General features: G+C 71.2%; 19 protein-coding genes. 10 read left to right on the forward strand and 9 right to left on the reverse strand.

Annotation, left to right across the window (positions count from 1 at the left end; translation table 11 throughout):
• The first annotated feature begins 161 nt into the window (after positions 1-161).
• Complete coding sequence (locus KI388_RS01645; protein ID WP_215087675.1) at positions 162-2,231, forward strand: AAA family ATPase; 2,070 nt, start codon at positions 162-164, stop codon at positions 2,229-2,231.
• A gap of 66 nt (positions 2,232-2,297) precedes the next feature.
• Here the strand turns inward: KI388_RS01645 and KI388_RS01650 are convergent, their stop codons facing one another.
• Both KI388_RS01650 and KI388_RS01655 read right to left on the reverse strand, forming a co-directional pair.
• A complete protein-coding gene (locus KI388_RS01650; protein ID WP_251133180.1) occupies positions 2,298-2,513 on the reverse strand; it encodes a hypothetical protein in 216 nt (71 codons plus the stop codon).
• Between the two features lie 66 nt (positions 2,514-2,579).
• Positions 2,580-3,272 carry a bacteriorhodopsin gene (locus KI388_RS01655; protein ID WP_251133181.1) on the reverse strand — a complete coding sequence of 231 codons (693 nt, stop codon included), beginning with the start codon at positions 3,270-3,272 and terminating at the stop codon, positions 2,580-2,582.
• A 271-nt stretch (positions 3,273-3,543) separates the two neighbouring features.
• On the opposite strand from KI388_RS01655, the gene KI388_RS01660 reads away from it, so the two are divergent.
• From KI388_RS01660 to KI388_RS01670, 3 genes are all read left to right on the forward strand, one after another.
• On the forward strand, positions 3,544-3,924 hold the full coding sequence (locus tag KI388_RS01660) for a SlyX family protein (protein WP_215087677.1): 381 nt from the start codon (positions 3,544-3,546) through the stop codon (positions 3,922-3,924).
• Positions 3,925-4,032: 108 nt separating this feature from the next.
• On the forward strand, positions 4,033-5,085 hold the full coding sequence (locus KI388_RS01665; protein ID WP_215087678.1) for a Brp/Blh family beta-carotene 15,15'-dioxygenase: 1,053 nt from the start codon (positions 4,033-4,035) through the stop codon (positions 5,083-5,085).
• Positions 5,086-5,190: 105 nt separating this feature from the next.
• Positions 5,191-5,931: a protein sorting system archaetidylserine synthase gene (locus KI388_RS01670; protein WP_215087679.1), complete on the forward strand. Its 741-nt coding sequence runs from the start codon at positions 5,191-5,193 to the stop codon at positions 5,929-5,931.
• 95 nt (positions 5,932-6,026) lie between these two features.
• Here the strand turns inward: KI388_RS01670 and psmB are convergent, their stop codons facing one another.
• Both psmB and KI388_RS01680 read right to left on the reverse strand, forming a co-directional pair.
• Positions 6,027-6,758, reverse strand: coding sequence for an archaeal proteasome endopeptidase complex subunit beta (psmB, locus tag KI388_RS01675; protein WP_215087680.1), 732 nt, complete (start codon positions 6,756-6,758; stop codon positions 6,027-6,029).
• Between the two features lie 224 nt (positions 6,759-6,982).
• Positions 6,983-7,159, reverse strand: a complete 177-nt coding sequence (locus tag KI388_RS01680; RefSeq protein WP_215087681.1) for a hypothetical protein — start codon at positions 7,157-7,159, stop codon at positions 6,983-6,985.
• Between the two features lie 266 nt (positions 7,160-7,425).
• On the opposite strand from KI388_RS01680, the gene KI388_RS01685 reads away from it, so the two are divergent.
• Positions 7,426-8,106, forward strand: a complete 681-nt coding sequence (locus KI388_RS01685; RefSeq protein ID WP_215087682.1) for a uracil-DNA glycosylase family protein — start codon at positions 7,426-7,428, stop codon at positions 8,104-8,106.
• Positions 8,107-8,365: 259 nt separating this feature from the next.
• Here KI388_RS01685 and KI388_RS01690 read toward each other — a convergent pair whose 3' ends face one another.
• The 4 genes from KI388_RS01690 to KI388_RS01705 all read right to left on the reverse strand — a co-directional run bounded on the left by KI388_RS01690 (position 8,366) and on the right by KI388_RS01705 (position 12,640).
• Positions 8,366-9,601 carry an asparagine synthase-related protein gene (locus tag KI388_RS01690; protein ID WP_215087683.1) on the reverse strand — a complete coding sequence of 412 codons (1,236 nt, stop codon included), beginning with the start codon at positions 9,599-9,601 and terminating at the stop codon, positions 8,366-8,368.
• Between the two features lie 5 nt (positions 9,602-9,606).
• Positions 9,607-10,290 carry a PHP domain-containing protein gene (locus tag KI388_RS01695; RefSeq protein ID WP_215087684.1) on the reverse strand — a complete coding sequence of 228 codons (684 nt, stop codon included), beginning with the start codon at positions 10,288-10,290 and terminating at the stop codon, positions 9,607-9,609.
• A 521-nt stretch (positions 10,291-10,811) separates the two neighbouring features.
• The gene (locus KI388_RS01700) at positions 10,812-11,078 is read right to left on the reverse strand and encodes a hypothetical protein (RefSeq protein WP_215087685.1); all 267 of its coding nucleotides are present in this window, start codon (positions 11,076-11,078) and stop codon (positions 10,812-10,814) included.
• Complete coding sequence (locus tag KI388_RS01705; RefSeq protein ID WP_215087686.1) at positions 11,075-12,640, reverse strand: Na+/H+ antiporter NhaC family protein; 1,566 nt, start codon at positions 12,638-12,640, stop codon at positions 11,075-11,077. Before KI388_RS01705 ends, KI388_RS01700 begins: the two co-directional genes overlap by 4 nt.
• A 388-nt stretch (positions 12,641-13,028) precedes the next feature.
• Here KI388_RS01705 and KI388_RS01710 point away from each other — a divergent pair, with 388 nt between their 5' ends.
• From KI388_RS01710 to KI388_RS01725, 4 genes are read left to right on the forward strand one after another with little or no spacing between them, the layout of a single operon-like run.
• Positions 13,029-13,496: a 30S ribosomal protein S15 gene (locus KI388_RS01710; protein ID WP_209546857.1), complete on the forward strand. Its 468-nt coding sequence runs from the start codon at positions 13,029-13,031 to the stop codon at positions 13,494-13,496.
• Positions 13,497-13,536: 40 nt separating this feature from the next.
• The gene (locus KI388_RS01715) at positions 13,537-14,742 is read left to right on the forward strand and encodes an exonuclease RecJ (protein ID WP_215087687.1); all 1,206 of its coding nucleotides are present in this window, start codon (positions 13,537-13,539) and stop codon (positions 14,740-14,742) included.
• 1 nt (position 14,743) lies between these two features.
• Complete coding sequence (locus tag KI388_RS01720) at positions 14,744-15,136, forward strand: KEOPS complex subunit Pcc1 (RefSeq protein WP_215087688.1); 393 nt, start codon at positions 14,744-14,746, stop codon at positions 15,134-15,136.
• Positions 15,133-15,780, forward strand: coding sequence for a 30S ribosomal protein S3ae (locus tag KI388_RS01725; protein WP_215087689.1), 648 nt, complete (start codon positions 15,133-15,135; stop codon positions 15,778-15,780). Before KI388_RS01720 ends, KI388_RS01725 begins: the two co-directional genes overlap by 4 nt.
• 554 nt (positions 15,781-16,334) lie before the next feature.
• On the opposite strand, the gene KI388_RS01730 is transcribed toward KI388_RS01725, so the two are convergent.
• Positions 16,335-16,922, reverse strand: a complete 588-nt coding sequence (locus tag KI388_RS01730; RefSeq protein ID WP_215087690.1) for a GNAT family N-acetyltransferase — start codon at positions 16,920-16,922, stop codon at positions 16,335-16,337.
• A gap of 113 nt (positions 16,923-17,035) precedes the next feature.
• Here KI388_RS01730 and KI388_RS01735 point away from each other — a divergent pair, with 113 nt between their 5' ends.
• Positions 17,036-17,314, forward strand: coding sequence for a DNA-directed RNA polymerase subunit L (locus KI388_RS01735; RefSeq protein ID WP_215087691.1), 279 nt, complete (start codon positions 17,036-17,038; stop codon positions 17,312-17,314).
• The last annotated feature ends 32 nt before the right edge of the window (positions 17,315-17,346 follow it).

The following is a 17,346-nucleotide window of genomic DNA, read 5'->3' on the forward strand; positions in this document are numbered from 1 at the left end:
CCGAGCCCCTTGGCGGCGTGACCGAACCCCGCAGACCGCGTCCCGTTAGGCCATGACTACTTTGTGCTCGCTGCGCGTAGCGATCGACGTATGCTGCCGACGATCGTCGCCGGCGGGGCGCCTCGCGAGCGAGTCCACGAGCGGCGTCTCGCCCACGAACGATGAGCCTGCGAATCCCGGTCCGGGAGCCGCCGACGTCCGTCCCCGGAGACCGCGTCGGTCTCCCCGAGACCGTCCTCGCGGACCTCGGGATCGGCCTCGGCGACTCGGTCGCGGTCGAGGGCGCACACCGCGTCGTCGCCCCCGTCGTCGCGGTCGACGACGGGGCTCGGGCCGTCTTCCTCCCCGAGCGACTCCGCCGGACCGCCGGCCTGGAACCGGGCGAGGCCGCGACCGTGGCGGCCTCGGAGCTCCCGGTCGCGTCGTCGATCACCCTGCGGCTCCGCCAGTCGGTCGACCTCGAACGGAGCGAGGACGCCATCCGCAGCCGGCTCGACGGCCGGGCTATCGCCGTGGGCGACGAGGTCGAAGTCACCCGCCTCGGCGGCGCGCTCACGCTCCGGTTCGACGTCAGGAGCGTGACCCCGTCGTCGCCCGCGGTCGTCACCGACGAGACCGACATCGTCGTCGCGGCCGACGACGGGGGACCGGACGTCGTCGCGGAGTCCCCCGGCGACGCCGGCGCCGGCGACGGGTTCGTCCCGACGGCGACGTTCGAGCGCCTCCGCAACGCGGTCGCGACCCGGTTCGAGGCCGCCGACGCCTTCGAGTCCGCCGGCTCACCCACGCTGGGGCTGCTCCTCCACGGGCCGCGCGGCTCGGGGAAGACGGCGCTCGTCGAGGCCGTCGCGGCCGCGACCGGCGCGGCGCTCGTTCGGATCTCCGCAGCGCGCCTCCGGGGCGAGCGGGCCGGCGATCGGGGCGACCGGCTCGACCGCGTCGTCGAGACCGTCCCGGATGGAGAGGCGGCCGTGGTCCTCCTCGACGACCTCGAAGCGCTCGCGGCCGACGACGGCGCCGGCTCCGCGCTGGCCGACCGCCTCCGGTCGACGATCGACGAGCTCCGCGCCGGGGACCGGACGGTCGTGATCGGGGCCACGACCGACCCGAGCGCCGTGCCCTCGGCGCTGCGACGCGGCGGCCGGTTCGACCGCGAGATGGAGGTCGAGCCGCTGACGGCCGCGGAGCGCGCGGCCGCCCTCGAAGCGCTGTGCGAGGGCGCGCCGCTCGCGATGGACGTCGACTTCGAGTCGGTCGCCTCGCGGCTCAACGGCTACGTGTTCGCCGACTTGGCCGTCCTCGTCGACGCCGCCCTAGAGCGCGCGGTCCGCCGGGACGGCCGCACGGCGATCCGGATGGCGGACTTCGACGACGCGCTCGACGACGTCGAGCCCACCGGACTCCGCGAGGTCACCGTCGAGTTCCCCGCGGTCGGCTGGGACGAGGTCGGCGGGTTAGACGAGGCCAAGCGGGAGCTGGTGCGCGCGGTGTACTGGCCCTTGGAGTACGCCGACCGCTTCGCGGCGATGGGGATCGACCCCCCGTCCGGCGTGCTGCTGTACGGGCCGCCGGGGACCGGGAAGACGCTGCTCGCGCGGGCGGCGGCGAGCCTCAGCGACGCGAACTTCATCCCGGTGAACGGGCCCGAACTGCTCGACAAGTACGTCGGCGCGAGCGAGCAGGCCGTCCGCGACCTGTTCGCGACCGCGCGCGAGAACGCGCCGGCGGTGATCTTCTTCGACGAGGTCGACGCCATCTCCCCGAAGCGGCGCGGCGACGACACCGGCGCCGGCGAGCGCGTCGTGTCGCAGCTGCTGACCGAGCTCGACGGGTTAGAGCCGCTCACCGACGTGGCCGTCATCGCGGCGACGAACCGCCCGGACACGATCGACGAGGCGCTGCTCCGGCCGGGGCGGATCGAGAAGGCGGTCGAGACGCCGCTTCCGGACCGCGAGGCGCGCCGCGACATCCTACGGATTCACGCGCGGGAGATGCCGGTCGCGTCCGGCGTCGACCTCGACTCCCTCGCGGAGCGCACCACCGGATACAGCGGCGGCGACATCGCGGCGCTGGTCCGGGAGGCCGGACTGCTCGCGATCGAGGACGCGATCGTCGACGGCGGACCGCCCGCCGACCCGACGGTCGGGCGCGACCACTTCGAGCGCGCCCTGGCCGCGACGTCGCCGTCGACCCACGACGGGCGTGAGGACGTCGAACCGCCGGCGGAGTGAGACCGTCGGCGGCGCGCGGTCGGTAGCGAGGAACAACGGTCGCGGTGACCACCGTTCGTCGCCGGTCTACTCCTCGTGAAGGTTCAACACGAAGTACGCCACGCCGAGCATGGCGAGCAGCTCTAGTGCCATCATCGTCCAGAACGTCGGGCCGAACCCTGCGCGCGACTCGAGCGTCGGGATCAGGAAGATCCCGGAGAGGGCGATCACGAGGCAGACGGCGAGTCCGACGACGGACCGCGTGTTCAGCACCGGTGCCTGTTCGGTGTTAGTGTCGGTCACGTCGAAAAATGAACGGCGAAAGCGGTTTAAACCGTGCTGTTCGGTTGCGTCGAGTCAGCCTGCCGATCAGTCCGCGGCCTGAGCGTCGGCACCAGCCGACGGCTCGGGAGCCTCGGTCTCGCCGAGGATGGCGCGGCTGCGGAGCAGGACGAACCCGAAGCCGACCTTCGCAGTCACGTCGAGCACCATGAACGCCAGGGTCTCGATACCGAGACCGACGACGCCGGCGCCCTCAGTCCCGACGATCCACAGAATCGGATACGCCGTCCAGAGGACGGCGACCAGCGCGGTCAGCGTGTTGAACGTGGTCTGCACTTCCTCGGAGCGCTCCCCGGCCGCACTGCGGAGGCTCGTGAGGAGGTAGTAGAGCACGAACAGGAACGCGATCGTGCTGAACAGCCACCAAGTGTACCGCGCGAGCGGCGTCTTCGAGAGCGCGCCGATGAGGCCGGTGACGATCATCAGCGCGTCGACGCCGATGAGCGTCCCGATCGTGACGCGGTCGACCTTCGCCAGCAGGGCGAGGTCAAGCAGCAGCAGCGGCGTCGTGAACAGCCAGTCAGCGTACCGTGCGTAGTAGATGTCGAGCACCGTTCCGCTGGCGAGCTCGACCTCGGTCACACCGATGCCGAAGAACATCGCAAGGTACGCTGCCGATGCGATCCCCGGAACGAGGATCGTGATCGCGTAGTACTCACGGGCCTCCTTGTCCGTCACGCCCCATCCTTGGGCGATGAAGTAGAAGGTCCCAATGAGCATTAGTAGTGTGCCAATACCCAACCAGAGCGTCTCGGGGCGACCGTCCCCGAGCAGATCCGCTCCAACGGCTGCCGTTAGCGCTATCGGGTCCATACCCACATTTTCATACAGTATATACTCTATTGAGATCGATGCCAACCCAGTTAGGTACGGCCCGTCCCAGACGACAGAGCGCGGTGGCGTCTGGGGGGTCGCCGCCCGCGGCGCGTCCTCCCTCCGGGGAAACGTAGTCGGCCCGAAAGTAATGAGCCTGGGGCACTACGAGTGTGACATGGCTGACGAAGACACAGAGGCGGAAGCGGAATCGACCGTCGAGACCACCGCGGAACAGGAGGTCGAAGCCGAGGCGACCGACGACGTCACCATCGACGTTGAGGCGATAGACGAGTACGAACGGCGGATCGAGGAGCTGTCCACCGCGGTCGAGGAGCGGGAGGACACGATCGAGGAGCTACAGTCGGTCGTCGAGGCGCAGTCGGAACAGATCGACAAGTTGGAGAACCAGTTCCTCGATCTGTCCGCGCGCGTGGCGGACGGCCGGAACCTCGGCGTCTGCCCCGAGTGTAACGGGCCGACGGAGAAGAAGGAGCGGTTGTTCCGATCGGACACGATCGAGTGCACGCGTTGCGGGGAAGTGATCCACACGTACTGACCGAGGCGTCGGGAGCCCCCCGTCCGCCCAGCGGGCGCGCGGAGGGGAACATAAAAGCCCCAATAATAACGGCGAGCCCCTAACCCCGTCCCGACCGTACGTACGACCATGTCGACGTCGACGGCGAGCCCGGTACGGCGGCTGCTCGGGGAACCGGAACGGACGGCCATCGGTGCGTCGCGCGCGGCGTTGCTCCTGCTCGCGGTCGGGTTCGGTGCGCTGTCCGCGGCGGGAACCGACGTGTCGCTCCGAACCCAGATGATCGCGTACCTCGTCGGGATGGTCGCGTTGAACCTCCCGCACGGCGGGTACGAGCACTTCTCGAACCTCCGTCGGCGGGGGCTCCCGTTCGGCGCGCGGTACGTCGGTCTCTACCTCGGCTTCGTCGCGTCGTTCGTGGCGCTGTTCGTCGTCGCGCCGCTGCCGGCGCTCGCGCTCGCGTTCGGGACGGCGGTCGCGAAGGGCGGGCACGGCGACCTGCGCGTGATGGACGCCCTCGTCGGGACGGACCACCTCCCGACCAGGCCGCAGCGCGCCCTGGCGGCGCTCATCCGCGGCGGGGCCGTGATGGTCGTTCCCGCCGTCTTCTGGACGGAGACCTACTACAGCTTCACCAGTATCATGCTGGGCGTCTTCGACGGCCAACTCGCCGGGCCGGCGGCGTCGAACCCAGAGACGTTCACAACGGCGCTCGGCGCGGCCTTCGGGCTCGGCGTGGCCGTCCACCTCGGCGGCGGCCTCGCGACCAGCCTGCGCTCGACCGGCGGCGTGAGTCGGTCGTGGCTCCTCGACGCCGCGGAGACGCTGCTGCTCGTCGCGTACTTCGCCTTGGTGCCCGTGGTCGTCGCCATCGGGCTCTACTTCCCGCTGTGGTACTCGCTGCGGCAGTCGGCGCGGAGCATGGTCGTCGAGCAGGAGCAGCCCGACCGGACGGAAGGCGTCTCGCTCGTCGTCGCGTGGGGCGTCCTCGTCGTCGGCGCGCTGGTCACGGCGACCGTCGCGGCCGCCCTGTGGACCGTCGCCCCGAACCCGCTGGCCGGCGGCTCGCTGCTCTCCGGCGCCGTCGCCTTCTACACGATCTTCGTCTGCGTCATCGCGATGCCGCACGTCGTCGTGGGCGAGTGGCTCGACTTCGGGCGCGGCATCTGGTACGTCCCCTGACCGCGGCCGCGTTCCGGCCCGCGGCGCGCGCTTCGCGGAACGGACTCCCCGCCTGCGGTCGACGAGATAACAAGCCCTAAAACCCGGCTCGTCGACCGGTACGGTATGCCTCTGCGGTTCGCTCGGCGGCTCGGACTCGCGGACGCGGTGACCGTGGCCAACGCCGCCGTCGGCTTCCTCGCCGTCGTCGCCGCGACGGTCGACGTCGCGCTCGCGGCCCGACTCGTCCTCCTCGCCGCCGTCGCGGACGGGCTCGACGGCGTCGTCGCCCGGCACCGCGGGTCGACGCCGGCCGGGCCGTACCTCGACTCGCTCGCCGACGTGGCCTCCTTCGGGGTCGCGCCCGCCGCGCTCGTCGCCGCGGTAGTGTCCGACGGGCGCTCGCTCGCGACGGACCCCCTGCTCGTCGCCGGCGGCGTCGGCGCGGGCGCGCTGTTCGTCGCCGCCGCTGTCGCCCGGCTCGGACTGTACACGGCCGACGAGGACGGCTCCCGCGAGACGGTCGGCGTCCCGACCACGCTGGCGGCGACGGTGCTCGCGGCCGCCGTCATCGCCGGTTACACCGCCCCGCTCCTCCTCGTCGCGGCGACGGTGACGTTCGCGCTGCTCATGGGGTCGACGGTGACGTACCCGGACCTCCACGCGCAGGACGCCTTGGTGATGGGCGTCGTTCAGGCCGCGGTGATCCTCACGCCCGCCGGCCACATGGCGACGGGCGCGCTCCCCGCGTGGATCGGCGAGGGGTTCGCGTTCGCGCTGCTGTTCCTCTCCTGTGGCTACCTCCTGTTCGGCCCGCGCTTCTACTGGGGCGACGGGATCCGCGCGCCGCCGGGCCTGCGGCGGTGACGCCGGAGTAGCGAAGCGCGGACCCACCGCTCGCGGTCGGTCGAAAATATCGGTGAAAATCGGTCGACGACGCCGCGCCGACGGCGGGAGAGTCCTTACAGCAGGTCGTCGAACTCCTTGTACCGGGTGATGTCGACGCCCTCGTCGGTGACGACGGCGACGTTGATTCCGTTCCCGGACGCGAGGTCGCGCTCGACGGCGGACTGGATCGCCTTCGCGGCGATGTTCTTCGCCTCCTCGATGTCGACGTCGTCGTCGTACTCCTGTTCTAAGACGCCGAGCGCGTACTGCGACCCGGAGCCGGTGACGGTGTACTCCTCCTCGGTCGTGCCGCCGAGGGCGTCGATGGAGTAGATGTGCGCGCCCTCGTCGTCGACGCCGCCCAGGATCGGCTGGACGATGTAGAACGCGCCGGAGCGGAGGAGGTTCCCCGTGAGGGTCGACAGCGCCTCCATCGACATGTCCTTGCCGCGGCGCGCCTCGTAGAGGCTCGTCTCGGCGCGGAGCGTCGAGATGAGGTTCTGGGCCGCCGAGACGGAGCCGGCGATGGTCAGGGCGCCGCGCGGGTGGATCTCCTCGACCTTCTGGACGTCCTTCGAGGAGACCATACCGCCGAGGGAGGCGCGCATGTCGGTCGCCATCACGACGCCGTCTTCGGCCTTAATTCCCACCGTCGTGGTCCCGGTCTTCATCTCGCCGTCGCCGTCCGCCTTCGCGGCGCGGCGCTCGCTGTGTTCGAACTCGCCGAGCTCCGGTCCGAAGACGGGCTGGTCGCGGCCGAGGTCCGCCGCCGGGCCGTCTGAGAGGTCGCCAGTCGGTGTTCGCATTACACGCTTGTTGGCTCGGCGCGCTGATAAAGGCAACCCTTCGGGGGCCGCCGACCGGTTCCGACGAGCCTATCCGTCGCCGGGCCGCGACCGGCCGACCGCGGTGAGACGTCTGGTCTCGACGGCGGCCACGCACGGGACGGAACGGGAGCGATCGGTCGGGGCGGCGCGGTCGCTCGGGGTGAGCGGGCGGTCGCGCAAAACGAGCTATCTCGGCCGGTGGGTCACTCCTCGTCGTCGCTCTCGAACGCCTCGGTGGTGGTCTCGACGAGCCGGCCGATCGGGACGTTGACACCGAGGCGCTGACGCGCGAAGACGGCCACCGGGAACAGCGAGATTCCGGCGGCGACGGTCGCTTGATGCAGCCCGAAGAGGGCCGCCGTGCGGATGCGGTCGAACATTGGACTTCTGCCCGAGCCGAACGCGGCGACGTATATATACCTTCCGTGCGTGGATCCGAGAGTACCCCGATGCTGTCGTGCGGTTTCTGTTTCTAAATTAACGATTATGAAACTTCTCGGCCGCGGCGGCGAACGACGCGTATCCCAAGCCGGTCGGACTCGATTTATCAGCATAACTTATGAGAATCCACGGCGGCTCGTGCGCCTCGCATCCCCGCCGCGCCGGACCGAACGGAATATAACCGAGTGCGCGCCTACCGTGCGGCGTGCAGAACGTCACGGACCAGGTCCGGAACCCCTTCGGGATGCGCCCCGACTGCCAGTCGTTCGTCCCCGGCTACGGCGACGCCAACGCCGACTTCCACGTCGTCGGGGACCGGCCGGGCGTCCACGGCGGGAGCGCGGCCGGCGTCCCCTTCACCGGCGAGCCGTGGTCGCCCGCGTTCCTGTCGGCGCTCTCGGCGGCCGGACTGATCGCGGGCCTCGCGGCGGGGGTCGGTCCCGACGGCGTCGCGCGCGACGGCGACCCGACCGCGGTCGACCCGATCCGAACCGACCGAACGTTCCTCTCGTACCTCCACATGTGCGCGAGCGAGGCGGCGCCGGACGAGGACGCCTACGCCGACATGGAGCGGTTCTTGGACGCGGAGCTCCGCGCCATCGCGGCCCACGTCCTGCTTCCCGTGGGCGCCCGCGCGACCGAACACGTCCTCGAGACGTACACCGCGCGGGCCTGGAAGACCGAGGTCGACATGGACGCGCTCCACGGCGAGGAACTGCTCGGCGCCGGCTGGCTCGTCGTGCCGGTCAAAGACCCCGCAGACTGGACCGACGGGGACGCCGACCGGCTCGTCGACTCGCTGGGGGGGCTCCGGTCGACCGACTTCCGCCGCGAGAGCGACCTCGGCCGGTTCGTCGCCGGCAGCGATCCGTATCTGGTCCGCTGACGTCCGGACCGCCCCGGAATCGGTGGGACCGGCCGGTTTTCTCCCGATAGACGTGAACTTTCTCCGGCAAAGCACGCTTCTAATGTGGTTGTTCGGAAGCGAAAGCATGAATGAGGAAACGATCGTTTTCTATTCGGGTCGAAAGACCGTCATATTTGTCGCTACTGCCCGGATTTTATATCCGTCCCGCCGATCCCCGAGTAGACGCCCGACCGATCGGGCGTCGGCCGCCGGACTGGTACTCCACGCGGCGACTTGGTCAGTCCCGGCCCTCACCGGCCGGTTTTTCCTCGGCGCACAGCGCCTCAACGTACTTCCCGACGTGGTCGTCCATCCGCCGCTTGTAGCCCGCCCGCCGCGCGAGCCGGTCGAGTTCGCGGGAGACGTACGTGCCGTACTGGACCGCCTTCTTGTCCGCGGCGCGGACCGACTCCGGCACGCGCCCGGCGGCGACCCGTCGCAGCGCGACCTTCCGCTCGTCGCCGTCGACGAGGAGGTCGTCCGGGAGCGCCAGCGCGGCGGCGACGACCCGGTCGTCGAGCAGCGGCGTCGCCGGCTCGACGCCGGCGGCGCGGAGCGCGAGCACGTCCCGCTCCAGTTGGCCGGGGAGCGTGCGCACGGTCTCGGTCCGCGCCCCGCGGACGGTGTCGGCGTCGACCCGAGAGTCCTCGGCGGGGTCGACGACCTTGCTGTAGCCGCCGAACAGCTCGTCGGCCCCCTGTCCGACCGCGAGCCGGTCGACCCCGTCGGCCGCGGCCGCCTCGGCCGTCAGGAACAGCGGCACCGCGATGGCGACGTCCATCGGGTTCCGGCGGCCCGTCGCGGCCGCGACCGCGCGGACGGCGCGCCTGAGGTCGTCGTGCGTGATATCGACGACCCGAAGGTCGCGGCCCATCGCGTCCGCCGCCTTGCGCGCGGCGGCGACATCGTGGCTCCCCTCGAAGCCGGCGACGTAACAGGGGGCCTCGGGGACCGCGGCGGCGACGAGCCCGGAGTCGACGCCGCCGGAGAAGGCGACCGCGAGGCCGCCGTCGCCCTCCGCTTCCCGGTCCGCGGACCGAACCGAGGACGCGAGGTCGTCGAGGGCACCGCTCACCGCGTCGTCGACCGCCGACAGCGCGGCCTCCCGGTCCGCGGTCGGGCCGGGGGCGGGAAGCCGCCAGACGCGCTCGGTCCCGCCCGTCGAGGCGATGCTCCCGGCCGGGACCGATTTCGGGTCGTCGAGCGCGCCGCGGTCGAAGTCCCACGCCTGCGGGTCCGTCGGCCGGCGCTCTGTCCCGGGGTCGAGCGCCTCCTCCTCGACGAACAGGGGTTGGCGGCCGAGGACGTCCCGAACGAGGACCGGTCCCTCGCGGTTCGTCGGGTCCGAACTCGTCGGGTCGGCCAGCAAACCGGCGAAGCCGCGGCCGCCGGGAAGGGGGTCGCCGTCGCGGAGGGCGTCGCGGACGCGGTCCGCGGGGGCGCCGCGGAGGTCGGCGAGAGGAGAGGCGGGCATCTCGGTCACCGGAGCGAGTCGAGCGCGCGGAGCGCGCGGCGCTTGGCGCCGCCGCCGAACTGCCTGAGCGAGACCCGCCACGGGGTGCGCTTGCCGACGACGCTCGTCCGGCCGTCCGCAATGCCGTCGAGGATCGCGGCCGCGGAGCGCTCGTCGGCGCCGACCTCCGTCACCGCCTGCCCGACCATCTCGGAGATGTGGGCGTCGCTGCCGGCGGTCATCGGGAGGCCGTTGCGCACGGCGAACTTCTCGGCCTGCCGGTTCGAGCGCCCGGTGAACAGCCGGGAGTTGTACACCTCGATGGCGTCGGCGCTCGCCAGCTGCTCGTCGGTGATGTGCGCGGCGACGCCGTGGCGGGACTTCTGGAAGGGGTGAGGGACGACCGCGATCCCGCCCTGATCGCGGATCCGGTCGAGCGTCTCGTCGAAGGGGAGGCCGGTCTCTATCTCCTCTTCGATGCCGAACGCGAGGACGTGGCCGACCGCGGAGGTCACTTCCATGCCGACGACGCCGACCAGCCCGTACTCGGGGGCCTTCTCGGCCGCCTCGATGCTGGCGTCGATCTCGTCGTGGTCGGTGACGGCGAGCGCGTCGAGCCCGACCGCGGCCGCCTGCTCCAAGAGGAGGTCGACCGGGTCGCGCCCGTCGTACGACAGCGCGGAGTGCGCGTGTAGCTCGACCGATAGCACACCTTCCGATTCGAGCGTGGTCATAAAAAGCGCCCCGGTCCGCGCCGCTCCCCGCCGATTCGCGGCGGCTGAACCCCGCTCCGACAGTGTGATATTTAAAAACAACTGCGGTGGCGCGTGCCTCCGAGTGGCCGCCACCGGCGGCCGCGAGGAGCACGCGCGAGGGAGTCGGGCGCTCCGAGGGCGACCGGAGGGAGCCCGCAGGATGCGCCCGACGAGGCTGGGGAGGCGTGAGGTGCTGTGCGGTCGCGGTCGGGTGGGACTCAAAGGGGCAGCCGCGAGGGCGAAGCACGGCGCAGCAAGTACCGCAGCGAGGGAGCGCTAGCGACCGAGCGAGGAACGCAGCAAGCCGCGCGAGCCGTCGGGGCTGGGGCTTTGGCGGTGTTCGTCGTCGATCCGCAGTCGACTATTTATAAGAGAGCGGCTGGGAATTTGGCGGTGGTCGCCACCGATCCGGGATCGGTCATTTATAAACAAACGACGGGACCGACAAAAACCGAAACCGAACCGCCGACAGCCGATTAGAACGCGCTCTCGCCCACCGTCTTCCGGTAGGTCGCCCGCCCGGCGTGCGCCGAGTCGTCCCACGACTCCACGTCGACGATCACGCGGGTGTTGACCGCGTCCGCCGGCGCGTCCTCGATCCGGAGCGTCGAGTCACCGATGCGGGCGACGTGGCCGCCGCCTTCCTCGCCGGTCACCATTACCTCGATGGCGTCGCCGGCCGCGTAGTTCGGCTTCGACCCCCGGAACGACCAGCCGGCGAGGAACTTGTCGAAGACGCTCACGCGCGCGACACCTCCTCGGAGACGCGGTCGGGGATGTACTCCCGCCCGAAGCCGGTGATCGCGGCGAGGACGAAGATGGCCACGAGGAACCAGCCGTGGAACACGTACGGCACGACCTCGATGGGATTAACGACCATCTCGGGGCCGTACTGGGCGCCGAGCCCGTCGGGCCCGACCATCACCTGGTACCCGACCAGCACGCCGCCCGCCCACGGGAAGATGTAGCCGAGCGCGGAGGTGTTGGCGTCGAGAATGTTCGCGCGCCGGTAGCCGTTGATGTTGAACTTCTCCCCGATGCGGGCGACGTACGGGGCGATCGCGATCTCCGCCGCGGTGTTGATGGTGATCATCCCGTTGATCGTCGCGGTGCCGAGCACCATCGTCAGCTCCGCCCGGCGGACGGTGGTCGCGACGCGGTCGAGGAGGAACGTCTGGATCGCCTCGAAGCCGCCGCCGCGGATCATGATCTGCGCCATCGCGACGATGAGCAGCGTGAGGACGATGAGCGGGAAGAAGCCGACCGCGCCGGAGTAGAGGCTCCCGCCGACGCCGGCGGTCTCGCCCACCTCGACGACCGGCAACCCGGAGAGCGCGCCGGCCTCCGTGACCGTGAAGACGACGATGTCGCTCGCGCTCGACAGGTCGAACAGGAGGTTGAAGACGACCGCGACGAGGAGGCCCCACGATATCGCCTCGACGATGTGCCGGCCGGCGACCGCGGTGAGGATGACGATCCCCATCGAGAGCAGGTGGACGAGACCGAGGGCGTTCGCGGACTCGCGCAGCGCGACGGCGCCCTCCAGCTCCACGCCGGACATGGCGGAGCCGGCGATCAGATACGCGGCGAACGCCGGGACCGCCGCCGCGATGGCGTATTTGAACCGCGAGGCGACGACGCCGCCGATGTCGGCGTCTTGGGTCACCGCGCTCACGATCGTCGTGTCGCTGACGGGCGCGAGGTTGTCGCCGAAGACAGCGCCCGAGAGGATCGCGGCGAAAAGCAGCACCGGGTTCGCGCCGATGAGGACGCCGGCCGGGAAAAACAGGGTGACGAACGCGACGGTCGCGCCGTACCCCGTGCCGATGCCGGTCGCGAGGAGGCCGCAGAGGACGAACGCGGCCGCCGGGAACGTCGCTGCGCCGACGTTCAGGGCGTCGGCCGCGAAGATGAGTCCCTCGACGAAGCCGCCGACCTGAAGCGTCTCCGCGAACATCCCGGCCCACAGCCACGCGACGATCGCGGTCGCGGCCACGCGCTGGGTCATCCCCTCGAAGATGGTGTCGGCGTACGCCTTCCAGTCGCCGCGCACGAGGAACATCCCGAGCGTCGTCCCGATCAGCGCGCCCACGACGAGGCCGTTGGTGTCACCGATCCCGAGGACGCCGCTCTGGAGGATCGCCCAGCCGATGAAGAAGGCGAGCGGGACCGTGCTCGCCCACTTCCCGCCGCGGAACTCGATCCGCGGCTCCTCGTCTCCCCCGTCGTCGACGCCGAAATCGCTGCCGTCGGGCGGTTCCCCGCCGTCGGTCGCGGGCGGGACCGCGTCTCTCGTATCGGTCATTTGTCGGTCACACGCCTCCGAACATCGACTACCCACCTAAATCCTCCCTTCCGCGGAGCGTTCGCGCGGAACAAAGCCGGGCGACGCGGCGGAACCCGCGTCGGATCGGAGTGCGACACGTCGTCCGTTCCGACACACAAGAACACGCTTAAGAACCCCGACGGCGACTTCGCATACGGGAACAGCACAGCTGCAGATCCGACGTGCCGAGGGCCTCTTCGCCCGCGGCTTGGGAATGTAGCAGTGCGCTGACGCCTCCGGCGTCGCGGTCGGGCGGTCCGCTCGCGCGGGCCGTCCGGTCGGACACGCTCGGTCCGCGAGCGGTCCGTAGCCGCGCCGCGCGGAGTCGCGGTCACGTTGCGGTTGTGCCGTTCCAACCAGACAGACAATGGCACGAATGCACACGCGCCGTCGCGGTTCGTCCGGTTCGGACAAACCGGCGACGGACGAGACCCCGGAGTGGAGCGACGTCGACGCCGAGGACATCGAGTCCCGCGTCGTCGAACTGGCGGAGCAGGGCCACGACCCCAGCGTCATCGGCCTCAAGCTGCGCGACGAGGGCGTCAAGGGCGTCCCGATCCCGGACGTGAAGCTGGCGACCGGCAAGAAGGTCACCGAGATCTTAGAAGAGCACGACGCCGACGCCGACATCCCCGAGGACCTCCGTAACCTCATGTCGCAGGCGATCCGCCTGCGCGAGCACATGGAGGAGAACGGGCAGGACCACCAGAACAAGCGCGCGCTCCAGAACACGGAGTCGAAGATCCGTCGCCTCGCGAACTACTACCGCGGCGACGAGATCGACGAGGAGTTCACGTACACCTACGAGAACGCCGTCGAGTACCTCGAGGAGTAAGCGGCCCGACGCGGCGACAGCCGACCACTAACCCCACCACATGACCGAAGCGACGTCCGCCACGCCCGCCCCCGACGCGCTCGCCGGCGTCCTCGCAGACGCGCCGTTCGTCCGGCTCGTCGCGACCGACGACGGCGACGCGCTGGCGGCCGCGGGGCTGCTCGCGCGAGCGCTCCGAGCGACGGGCACGCCGTTTCAGGCGCGGGTCGATCCCGATCCGGTCCCCGACGACGTCGACGACGGCGTCGCGGTGACCGTCGGCGTCGACCGCGGCCCGCACGCGCTCGACGGCGGGGGGAAGCCGACCAGCACGGGGGCCTTCGCGGTCGCCCGCGCGCTCGGCGTCGAGCCCGACCCCGTGGTCGCGCTGGCCGGCGTCGTCGCGGCCGGGTCGATCCCCGGCGCCGACGGCTCCGGCGACGCGCTCGACGCCGCCGAGCGGGCCGGCCGCGTCGAGCGGCGGCCCGGCGTCGCGCTCCCGGCTTGGGGTGCGACCGAGGAGTCGCCGTCCCGAGCGGAGGCCCTCGCGGCCTCGACGCTCGCGGCGACGCGGTACTCCGGCGACCCCGAGGCGGCGCGCGACGCGCTCGCCCCCCTCGGGCTGCCGGCCGACCCCGACGCCGACGACCGCCGGCGCCTCGCGTCGCTGGTCGCGGTCGACGCGGTGGACGGCGACGACGCCAGCGACCGCGCGGCCTCGGCGGTCGAGCGCGCGCTCCGCCCGTACGCCACGGACGGCCCGTTCGAGACGGTCGGCGGCTACGCCGACGTGCTCGACGCGCTGGCCCGGGAGGCGCCCGGGACGGGCGTCGCGCTCGCGCTCGCGGGCGACCCGGGGGCGTCGCTCCGGACGGCCGCGCTCGACGCGTGGCGCCGCCACGGGCTGGCGGCCCACCGCGCGCTCGACGCCGCGACGGTCGGCCGGTACGACGGCTGCGTCGTCGCCCGCGTCGACGCCGCCCCGGCGGTCCTGCCGACGGTCGCCCGGCTCGTCCGGGACTTCCGGTCGCCGGAGCCGGTCGCGGTCGCGCTCGACGAGGGCGCGGGCCGGCTCGCGGCCGCCGCGACCGGCGGGAGCCGCGCAGCGGACGACGCGGCCACCGGCCCGGTCGGACTCGGTGACGCCTGCCGGACCGCCGCCGGCGAGGTCGGCGGCGACGGCTGGGGGACCCCCGCCCGCGGCGGGATATCCGTCGACGAAGCCGACGCCACGGCGGCGCTGGCCGCGCTCAGGGAGGCAATCTGAGATGACCGACGACGCCGCGCCCGCGACCGACGCCGACCGGACCGCGACGGTCCGGACCGAGCACGCCGACGCCGCGACGGTCGCGGCCGCGCTCGAGCCGGACGAGACCGACTCGATGCGCACGCGCGTCGACGGCGACGTCGTCGCCTGTACCGTCGCGCGACCGACCACCGGGGGGCTCCAGTCGACGCTGGACGACCACCTCGTGAACCTCCGGGTCGCGGACCGCGTTACCGAGCGCGCTCGGACCCATCTCGCCGCGGACGCGCCGCGGACCGCCGCCGATGCCGCCGACGCCCCAGACGCCGACGCCGACGCTGCTGCCGCCGCAGACACCCTCGACTCCGCAGACGAACCGCAGACGACCGACACCGACACACAACCCGACACATGAGCGAACGATCCGTATCCAAGAGCAGAGAACAGAAGCGCTGGTACAACGTGCTGGCGCCCGAACAGTTCGACCGACAGGAGCTCGGTGAGACTCTCGCCGAGGAGCCCCAGCAGGTCGTCGGCCGCACGATCACGACGACGCTCGACGAGCTGACGGGCGACTCCAACGCGAACAACACGAAGCTGACGTTCAAGATCACCGACGTCGGCAGCGACTCGGCGTACACCGAGTTCATCAAGTACGAGCTGACGCGCGACTACCTGCGCTCGCTCGTCCGCCGCGGCGCCTCGAAGGTCGAGGCGTCGATCACGGTGCTGACGACGGACGACTACCGCGTCCGCGTCCAGCCCGTCGCGCTGACCACGAAGAAGGCGGACCGCTCGCAGGAGAAGGCGATCCGTCGCGTGATGATCGACAAGGTCCACGCCGCCGCCGAGGAGCGCACCTTCGAGGCGTTCGTCGACGCCATCGTCGACGGGAACCTCTCGTCGGCCATCTACGGCGACGCCAAGGAGATCTACCCGCTGCGCCGCGTCGAGGTCCAGAAGCTGACCCTCGAAGCGCGCCCGCGCGAGGTCGCCGCCGAGGAGGAGGCCGCCGTCGACGTCGACGCCGACGAAGTCGCGGTCGACGCCGACGAGTAACGACTCGGCCGACCGACGCGACCCGTTTTGCGTTTATCGACCGCATAGCGGCCGCGCCGGCATGCGCAGGTCGTCGTGAACAAGGGCGTGGTGCGGTGATTCTATTTATAAATAGAATCCTGAGCCTGTGCGGTAATGCGGTGGCGCGTGCCTGCGAGCGGCCGCCACCGGCGGCCGCGAGGAGCACGCGCGAGGGAGTCGGCGGTCCGGAGCGAAGCGGAGGGCCGCCGACGAGGCTGGGGAGGTGAGAGGTGCGGTGCTGTGCGGTGGGGGGTGGGGCTCAAAGGGGCAGCCGGGAGGGCGGCGCAGGCGACGTAAGCACCGTAAGGAGCGAGCAGCGCGAGCGACTGAGGAGCGCAGCGAGCGTGCGCCGCCCTCCCGGCTGGGGCTTTGGCGATGTTCGCGGTCGATCCGCAATCGGTTATTTATGAATGAGCAGCTGGGACGTTGGCAGCGTTCTCCACCGATCCACCGGCCGCTATTTATAAGAAATCGATTACGTATTTGGCGGAGTCCATCGCCGATCCGCTCACAACGACTTATAAACCGTCCACTCACTCCACCTCTCGCGTCAGCTGCTTCCGGTACGGCTCGAACCCCCGCTTCTCGTAGAACGCCGTCGCGCGCTCGTTGTCGACGTCCACGTCGAGGCGGAGTTCGTCGCAGCCCTGCTCGCGCGCGTCGGCGGCCGCCCGCTCCAGCAACTGGTCCGCGAGCCCGGTCCCTCGGTACGACTCGTCCACGTAGATGTCGCCGACCACGAGCCGGTCCAGGCGGTCGAACACCTCGGGACACGCGTCGACGCTCGTCGAGACGAACGCCACGAGGCCGCGGTCCGGGTCGGGAACGCCGACCGGCGCGGGGGCCTCGGGGTCGGGACTCTCGGGGTCGAGAGCCTCGGAATCGACGTCGGCCGGAGCGACCTCCGGGTCGACCGCGACGACCCACAGGCGGCGGTCCGCGTCCTCGCGGAGCAGGTCGAGCCGGAACTCGGCCTCCGCGGCGATCAGTTCCTCGTCGGGCCGGTCGGCCAGCGCGTGAGCCTCCACAGCGGCCGCGAGGTCGCGGTGGTAGGGGAGCCACAGCGCCCTCGCGTAGCGCTCCGCGGCCGCCGCCGTGGCGGGTAGCCGTCGGATCTCCATACGACGGCCACCGGAGCGGGCGGCATACGCTTTCGGGTCGCGTGCGACCCGTCCGCATCCGTCGATATTCGGGAGACGAAAGCTTGAAACGCCGCTCGCCCGACCTCTCGGGTATGGAACTGCGGGTCATCGAGAAGACCGACACGGAGCTCAACATCGAGATCGCGGGCGAGGACCACACGTTCATGAACGTGCTGAAGGGCGCCCTGCTGGAGTCGGAGGACGTCGCGGCCGCGACCTACGACGTGAACCCCGAGCAGTCCGGCGGCCAGACCGAGCCCGTCCTCACGGTCAAGTCAGAGGAGGGCGACCCCCTCGACGTGCTCGGGGACGCCGCCGAGTCGATCACCGAGCGCACGGACGCGCTGCGCGACGCGGTCCGCGCGGCCTGACCCGGTCTCCCGTTTCGCCCCGAGCGGCTGCC

It is taken from the genome of Halorubrum sp. 2020YC2, from assembly GCF_018623055.1.
Taxonomy (GTDB): Archaea; Halobacteriota; Halobacteria; order Halobacteriales; family Haloferacaceae; genus Halorubrum.

Excerpts from the sequence above, each read along its gene's own strand:
- KI388_RS01645 (WP_215087675.1), top strand. The coding sequence starts at position 162 with ATGAGCCTGCGAATCCCGGTCCGGGAGCCGCCGACGTCCGTCCCCGGA.
- KI388_RS01655 (WP_251133181.1), bottom strand. The coding sequence starts at position 3,272 with ATGCTCATTGGGACCTTCTACTTCATCGCCCAAGGATGGGGCGTGACG.
- KI388_RS01660 (WP_215087677.1), top strand. The coding sequence starts at position 3,544 with ATGGCTGACGAAGACACAGAGGCGGAAGCGGAATCGACCGTCGAGACC.
- KI388_RS01665 (WP_215087678.1), top strand. The coding sequence starts at position 4,033 with ATGTCGACGTCGACGGCGAGCCCGGTACGGCGGCTGCTCGGGGAACCG.
- KI388_RS01670 (WP_215087679.1), top strand. The coding sequence starts at position 5,191 with ATGCCTCTGCGGTTCGCTCGGCGGCTCGGACTCGCGGACGCGGTGACC.
- psmB (WP_215087680.1), bottom strand. The coding sequence starts at position 6,758 with ATGCGAACACCGACTGGCGACCTCTCAGACGGCCCGGCGGCGGACCTC.
- KI388_RS01680 (WP_215087681.1), bottom strand. The coding sequence starts at position 7,159 with ATGTTCGACCGCATCCGCACGGCGGCCCTCTTCGGGCTGCATCAAGCG.
- KI388_RS01690 (WP_215087683.1), bottom strand. The coding sequence starts at position 9,601 with ATGCCCGCCTCTCCTCTCGCCGACCTCCGCGGCGCCCCCGCGGACCGC.
- KI388_RS01705 (WP_215087686.1), bottom strand. The coding sequence starts at position 12,640 with ATGACCGATACGAGAGACGCGGTCCCGCCCGCGACCGACGGCGGGGAA.
- KI388_RS01710 (WP_209546857.1), top strand. The coding sequence starts at position 13,029 with ATGGCACGAATGCACACGCGCCGTCGCGGTTCGTCCGGTTCGGACAAA.
- KI388_RS01715 (WP_215087687.1), top strand. The coding sequence starts at position 13,537 with ATGACCGAAGCGACGTCCGCCACGCCCGCCCCCGACGCGCTCGCCGGC.
- KI388_RS01720 (WP_215087688.1), top strand. The coding sequence starts at position 14,744 with ATGACCGACGACGCCGCGCCCGCGACCGACGCCGACCGGACCGCGACG.
- KI388_RS01725 (WP_215087689.1), top strand. The coding sequence starts at position 15,133 with ATGAGCGAACGATCCGTATCCAAGAGCAGAGAACAGAAGCGCTGGTAC.
- KI388_RS01730 (WP_215087690.1), bottom strand. The coding sequence starts at position 16,922 with ATGGAGATCCGACGGCTACCCGCCACGGCGGCGGCCGCGGAGCGCTAC.
- KI388_RS01735 (WP_215087691.1), top strand. The coding sequence starts at position 17,036 with ATGGAACTGCGGGTCATCGAGAAGACCGACACGGAGCTCAACATCGAG.